The organism is Mycobacterium sp. 852002-30065_SCH5024008 (assembly GCF_001665645.1).
GTDB lineage: Bacteria > Actinomycetota > Actinomycetes > Mycobacteriales > Mycobacteriaceae > Mycobacterium > Mycobacterium paraffinicum.
This window is the reverse complement of the sequence record NZ_LZSZ01000022.1, coordinates 1-6817: the sequence shown is the minus strand read 5'-3', so window position 1 is coordinate 6817 and position 6817 is coordinate 1. Positions and strand designations below refer to the sequence as shown.

Genomic DNA, 6817 nt, shown 5'->3' with positions numbered 1-6817 from the left:
CCGATGATCGGGACGGTGCCCGCCAGTACACTCAAGTGCTCACCATGACAACAGCTCGCGTGCCCAGGTTGCCGCTCGACGAAGCCACGGCCGCCGCCGACGAAGCGGCCGTGCCGAATTACATGGCCGAACTGAGCATCTTCCAGGTGCTGCTCAACCACCCGCCGCTGGCACGCGCCATCAACGACCTGCTCGCCACCATGCTCTGGCACGGTGCGCTCGAGCCGCGGTTGCGCGAGCTGGTGATCATGCGGATCGGCTGGCTCACCGCATGCGACTACGAATGGACGCAGCACTGGCGCGTCGCCTCGAGGCTGGGCGTGGCCCCCGACGACCTGCTCGGCGTGCGCGACTGGCAGGCACACGACGGGTTCGGGCCCACCGAGCGCGCCGTGCTGGCCGCCACCGACGACGTGGTCCGCGACGGCGCGGTGAGCGCCGCGAGCTGGGCGGCCTGCGAGCGTGAATTGCAAGGCGACACAACGGTTCTCATCGAGCTCGTCACCGCGATCGGCGCGTGGCGGATGGTCGCGTCGCTCCTGCACAGCCTCCAGGTCCCGCTTGAGGAGGGCGTGGCGAGCTGGCCGCCGGACGGCCGGTCGCCCGCGGACACCGTCGTCGATTGACATATCGATCGATAGCTATCTAGCGTCGGGCAATGCGTACCAGAGTCGCCGAAATGCTCGGCGTCGAGTTCCCCATCTGCGCCTTCAGCCACTGCCGCGATGTGGTGGCCGCGGTGACCAATGCGGGCGGGTTCGGCATCCTCGGCGCGGTGGCGCACAGCCCCCAGCGGCTGCAGAACGAACTGACCTGGATCGAGGAGCAGACGGGGGGCAAGCCGTTCGGGGTGGACCTGCTGCTGCCGCCCAAATACGTCGGCGCGGACGAAGGCGGCATCGACGCCAAACAGGCGCGGGCGCTGCTCCCCGAGGAGCACCGCGCGTTCGTCGACGACATCCTCGCCCGCTACGGAATCACGGCGCCGGCCCAGGAGGCGCGCGCCTCCGCCGGCGGCCTCAACATCTCGCCCAAGGGCTACGAGCCGCTGCTGGAGGTGGCGTTCGCCCACGACATCCGGCTGATCGCCAGCGCGCTCGGCCCGCCCCCGGCGGACCTCGTCGAACGCGCCCACGACCGCGAGGTGCTGGTGGCCGCGCTGGCCGGCACCACGCGTCACGCGCAACGGCACGCGGCCGCGGGGGTTGACCTGATCGTCGCGCAGGGCACCGAGGCCGGGGGACACACCGGCGAGGTCGCCACCATGGTCCTGGTTCCCGAGGTCGTCGATGCCGTGTCGCCGGTCCCCGTTCTCGCCGCCGGCGGCATCGCCCGCGGCCGCCAGATCGCGGCGGCGCTGGCCCTCGGCGCCGAAGGCGTGTGGTGTGGGTCGGTGTGGCTGACCACCGAAGAGGCCGAGACGCCGCCGGTGGTCAAGGACAAGTTCCTGGCCGCCACCTCCTCGGACACGGTGCGCTCGCGGTCGATGACGGGCAAGCCGGCGCGGATGCTGCGGACGGCCTGGACCGAGGAATGGGAGCGCCCGGAAAAGCCCGACCCGCTCGGCATGCCGTTGCAGACCGCGCTGGTCACCGAGCCGCAGATGCGCATCAACTCCGCGGCCGCGCATTCCGGCGCCAAGGCGCGCGAGCTGGCCACCTACTTCGTCGGACAGGTGGTCGGGGCGCTCGACCGGGTTCGCCCCACGCGAACGGTGGTGCTCGACATGGTCGAGGAGTTCATCGACACCATCGGGCGGCTCGAGGGCCTCGTCGAGAAGTGACAGGGCTTTCCCCGCAAGGGTTTTGACACCCCTTCCGGCCGGGGCCGGCAAACAAAAGATGAACAATCGGTGCCGACCGGCCGCGTCATACCCGCAGGTCAAAAGCTCGAACCTGGCCGAATCCTGTGGAGCCGCCCCGGAAAAACGTAAAGATCGCGAAACGTGGCCCCGAGGAGTTTGACCCGGTCGGACCCGTCGTGCATTATCGGTCGGGTAAGCACCTCGTTAGGTGAGGCGTCTACACGAATACAGGCCACTGACCCCGAACGTCGAAAGACGCCCCGGGTCAGGACAGCTCCTCCCGGCTTAAGGGTTGAGCCCAGGTGGCTTCCGGAATACCGGACACGTCGTGTGGTGCCGAAGCTCTGACGAGAGGGGTGCGGATCTCCGGCGATCGTCGGGTTTTCGCTCCTCATGCTGCGCGCAATTCGCGTGCGGAAAACCGCACGCGTTCGTGACCGCGAGGAGGTGAGGGACACATGAGTTCCAGCGACAGTCCGGACCGAAGTCCGAACTCCGTCTCGTCCCGATCCGGTCTCCGGCACGACGTTCTCAGCTGAGCGTCGTAACGCTAAGTGGCTTATCGGCCAAGCGTTCTGGGATCGGAACCGCGACGGGACGGGACGCGTCAGTCCAGTTAGTCCCCGTTAGAAATCCCCTCCAGGAGGCGACCATGACCGCAGCTCTCTACGACGAAGTGGTAACCCAAGCGCCCGCCCGCACACTGACGGTGGTGCGCGATGCTGACACGGCTCAGGCCCCGGCCAAGAAGGCCACCCGCCAGGTCAACAAGCAGCCCGTTGTCGCCGGCGACCCGCTGGTGGAGGGCGCCACCCGCCTGTTGAGCGTGCCCCTGCGGCACGTCTACGCGGCCCTGTGGCGCGTCGGTGTGCTCGAGGTGCAGGCCTGATCCGATGAACAGCGACCAACCGTGGCTCCAAGGGGCTACCCGGCCGCAGGTGTTTCCTGAGGCCAGGTAGCCCCTTGGGGTGCTCCGCCTGAGTAGAATCGACCCACTGGCGTTGATCCGGCATCACCGGGGAGCCTTCGGAAGAACAGCCGGCTTCTTTCTCTGGCCAGCTCAGTAGAACCGAACGGGTGGGCCCGTCACAGCCTCCAACGAGCGGCCACGCGGCAGCGTGGCAAGCGGGGTGGTACCGCGGCGCTCGCGCAGGCAGCGCGTCGTCGTCCCCAACAGGCGCTACCAGTGCCCAACGGCACTGAGGCACAGGAGACGACGCACCACGTGATCGAGAACGCTGACGTCAAGGCCTATCCGAAACTGGCCGGCGGCGCGCCCGACTTCCCGGCCCTCGAACTCGAGGTCCTCGACTACTGGGCCCGCGACGACACCTTCCGGGCCAGCATCGCCCACCGCGAGGGCGCCCCGGAATACGTCTTCTACGACGGCCCGCCCTTCGCCAACGGGCTGCCGCACTACGGGCACCTGCTCACCGGCTACGTGAAGGACATCGTTCCGCGGTACCGCACCATGCGCGGCTACAAGGTGGAGCGTCGTTTCGGCTGGGACACCCACGGGTTGCCCGCCGAACTCGAGGTCGAGCGCCAGCTGGGCATCAACGACAAATCGCAGATCGACGACATGGGGATCGCCGCGTTCAACGACGCGTGCCGGGAATCGGTGTTGCGCTACACCGACGAGTGGCAGGCCTATGTCACCCGCCAGGCCCGCTGGGTCGACTTCGACAACGACTACAAGACGCTCGACCTGTCCTACATGGAGTCGGTGATCTGGGCGTTCAAGCAACTCTGGGACAAGGGCCTGGCCTACGAGGGCTACCGCGTCCTGCCCTACTGCTGGCGCGACGAAACCCCGCTGTCCAACCACGAATTGCGCATGGACGACGACGTCTACCAGAGCCGCCAAGACCCGGCGCTCACCGTGGGATTCAAAGTGGTCGGCGGTGCGCTGGACGGCGCGCACCTGCTGGTGTGGACGACGACGCCGTGGACCCTGCCGTCGAACCTGGCGGTCGCGGTCAACCCCGAGGTCAGCTACGTCGAGGTCCGGGCCGGCGATCAGCGTTTCGTGCTGGCCGAGCCGAGGCTGGCCGCCTACGCCCGCGAGCTCGGCGAAGAACCCGAGATCCTGAGCGCCCGCTCCGGGGCGGAGCTGCTCGGTACGCGCTATGTGCCACCCTTCCCGTATTTCATGGACAGCCCCAAGGCTTTTCAGGTGCTGCCCGGGGAGTTCGTCACCACCGAGGACGGCACCGGCATCGTGCACATGGCCCCGGCCTACGGCGAGGACGACATGGCGACCACCGACAAGGTCGGCATCGTGCCCGTCACCCCGGTCGATTCCAAGGGCCGCTTCGACGCCACCGTGCCGGATTACCAGGGGCAGCACGTCTTTGATGCCAACCCGCACATCATCCGCGACCTGAAGAACGGCACCGGCCCGGCGGCGGCCAACGGCGCGGTGCTGCTGCGCCACGAGACCTACGAGCACCCCTATCCGCACTGCTGGCGCTGCCGCAATCCGCTGATCTACCGGGCCGTCTCGTCCTGGTTCGTCACCGTCACGGCCTTCCGCGACCGGATGGTCGAACTCAACCAGCAGATCACCTGGTACCCCGAACACGTCAAGGACGGCCAGTTCGGCAAGTGGCTGCAGGGCGCCCGCGACTGGTCGATCTCCCGAAATCGCTACTGGGGCAGTCCGATTCCGGTGTGGAAGTCCGATGACCCGGCCTACCCGCGCATCGACGTCTACGGCAGCCTCGACGAGCTGGAGCGCGACTTCGGGGTGCGGCCCACCAACCTGCACCGGCCCTACATCGACGAGCTGACTCGTCCCAATCCCGACGACCCGACCGGCCGCAGCACCATGCGGCGCATCCCCGACGTGCTTGACGTGTGGTTCGACTCGGGCTCGATGCCGTATGCCCAGGTGCATTACCCGTTCGAGAACCGCGACTGGTTCGACACCCACTACCCGGGCGACTTCATCGTCGAATACATCGGCCAGACCCGCGGCTGGTTCTACACGCTGCACGTGCTGGCCACCGCGCTCTTCGACCGGCCATCATTCAAAACCTGTGTGGCGCATGGGATTGTGCTGGGCTCCGACGGGCAGAAGATGAGCAAGTCGCTGCGCAACTACCCGGACGTGTCCGAGGTGTTCGACCGCGACGGCTCCGACGCCATGCGGTGGTTCCTGATGGCCTCGCCGATCCTGCGCGGGGGCAACCTGATCGTCACCGAGCAGGGCATCCGCGAGGGTGTGCGCCAGGTCCTGCTGCCGTTGTGGAACGCCTACAGCTTCCTGGCCCTCTACGCGCCCAAAGTCGGCACCTGGCGCGCCGATTCGCGGCAGGTCCTGGACCGCTACATCCTGGCCAAGCTCGCTGAACTGCGTGACAACCTCACCCGGGAAATGGACACCTGCGACATCTCCCGGGCCTGCGAGCAGCTGCGGCAGTTCACCGAGGCGTTGACGAATTGGTATGTGCGGCGGTCGCGTTCACGGTTCTGGGAGGAAGATGCCGACGCCATCGATACCCTGCACACCGTGCTCGAGGTGACGGCCCGGCTAGCCGCGCCGCTGCTTCCGTCGGTCACCGAGATCATCTGGCGCGGTCTCACCGGCGGGCGCTCGGTGCACCTGACCGACTGGCCGCAAGAAGGTGTGGTGCCCGCGGACCCCGACCTGGTCGCCGCGATGGATCAGGTCCGCGAGGTGTGCTCGGCGGCGTCGTCCCTGCGCAAGGCCAAGAAGCTGCGGGTGCGCCTGCCGCTACCGAAACTGACTGTGGCGGTGGATGATCCGCAGCGGCTGGCGCCGTTCGCCGACCTGATCGCCGACGAACTCAACGTCAAGAGCGTCGAGTTGACCGACGCCATCGACACCTACGGGCGGTTCGAGCTCACCGTCAACGCCCGGGTGGCCGGGCCGCGGCTGGGCAAGGAGGTGCAGGCCGCCATCAAGGCCGTGAAGGCGGGGGAGGGCGTCGTCAACCCCGACGGCACGCTGACGGCGGGCCCCGCGGTGCTGCAACCCGAGGAGTACAGCTCGCGGCTGGTCGCCGCAGACCCCGAGTTCACCGCGGCGCTGCCCGACGGGGCGGGGCTGGTGGTGCTGGACGGCACCGTCACCCCGGAGCTGGAGGCCGAGGGTTGGGCCAAGGACCGCATCCGCGAGCTGCAGGAGCTGCGCAAGTCCACCGGCCTGGACGTGTCCGATCGGATCTCCGTGGTGATGTCGGTGCCGGCCGAGCGGGCGGACTGGGCGCGCACGCACCGCGAGCTGATCGCCGGTGAGATCCTGGCCACCAGCTTCGAATTCGGCGAGCCGGCCGGCGGCGCCGACATCGGTGACGGCGTGCGGGTGAGCATCGCCAAGGTGTAGCGGGCTCAGAACCCCGGTCGTGGGTTTTCGAAAAAAGTTCCGAAAAAAGTGTCCGAGGCATCCGGGCTGGCTGCTCGTACCTGTGACGGCGGCCCACCGGGGGTCGCGACCACAGTTAAGGAACACGCCATGAGCACCATCGAAGACTTCCGGTCGACGACCTTCGCCGCCCTCCCGTACGAAGATCTGACCGTCGCCGAGGCGTGGGCGTCGAGCCCGCTGGGCGACCCCACGATCGAGGACGATTCCCTTGTCCAACCCGTCGAGTCTGAGGATTCTCCGGCCACGACCGTGATCGCGAAGCCGCGCTCGAGGGGGACGAACGCCCTGCTCGCCGGGGCCGTGGTCGCGGCGCTCGGAGCGGTCGCCGGGCTCGGCCTGCTGCTCGTCGACGGGCCGGGCTCCAAGGAGCACAAGCCCGCCGTCGTGGTTCCGAATTCCAGCGTCGGCTCGGTGACGCCCCAGGCCCCCAGCGCGGTTGCGCCGCCGCCCGTGGCGCCGGCCCCGCCGTCGGCGGCCGCCCCTGCTGACGCCGCTCAGGTCTCGCCCGGACCCGTCAGCCGTGGGGATGCGCCCGTCGTGATCGTGCCCGCACCGGCGCCGGCGGCCCCGGCCGCACCCCCTGCCCCGGCCGATCCGGGCGTCTGTCTCTTATACACATC

4 protein-coding genes, 1 pseudogene and 1 riboswitch are annotated in these 6817 nt (G+C 68.4%); all 5 genes and pseudogenes read left to right on the top strand.

The features are described from left to right. Nucleotides 1–44 precede the first annotated feature (44 nt). The gene (locus A5781_RS02340; RefSeq protein ID WP_067200682.1) at nucleotides 45–626 is read left to right on the top strand and encodes a carboxymuconolactone decarboxylase family protein; all 582 of its coding nucleotides are present in this window, start codon (nucleotides 45–47) and stop codon (nucleotides 624–626) included. Between the two features lie 32 nt (nucleotides 627–658). Continuing rightward, nucleotides 659–1783 (top strand): nitronate monooxygenase family protein, encoded by a 1125-nt coding sequence (locus A5781_RS02335; protein WP_067200578.1) that lies wholly within the window; start codon nucleotides 659–661, stop codon nucleotides 1781–1783. 214 nt (nucleotides 1784–1997) lie between these two features. After that, a riboswitch (M-box (ykoK) riboswitch) is annotated at nucleotides 1998–2167 on the top strand. 289 nt (nucleotides 2168–2456) lie between these two features. Then, entirely contained in the window at nucleotides 2457–2693 is a 237-nt protein-coding gene (locus A5781_RS02330) for an Rv1535 family protein (protein WP_067200575.1), read from the top strand. 339 nt (nucleotides 2694–3032) lie between these two features. Continuing rightward, nucleotides 3033–6155, top strand: a complete 3123-nt coding sequence (gene ileS, locus A5781_RS02325; RefSeq protein WP_156624315.1) for an isoleucine--tRNA ligase — start codon at nucleotides 3033–3035, stop codon at nucleotides 6153–6155. Nucleotides 6156–6284: 129 nt separating this feature from the next. Continuing rightward, nucleotides 6285–6817 (top strand): annotated as a pseudogene (locus tag A5781_RS02320) (hypothetical protein); the annotation flags it as partial.

Bases quoted from the DNA above. Each gene is read 5' to 3' on its own strand.
- A5781_RS02330 (WP_067200575.1), top strand. From the start codon at position 2,457: ATGACCGCAGCTCTCTACGACGAAGTGGTAACCCAAGCGCCCGCCCGC.
- A5781_RS02340 (WP_067200682.1), top strand. From the start codon at position 45: ATGACAACAGCTCGCGTGCCCAGGTTGCCGCTCGACGAAGCCACGGCC.
- A5781_RS02335 (WP_067200578.1), top strand. From the start codon at position 659: ATGCGTACCAGAGTCGCCGAAATGCTCGGCGTCGAGTTCCCCATCTGC.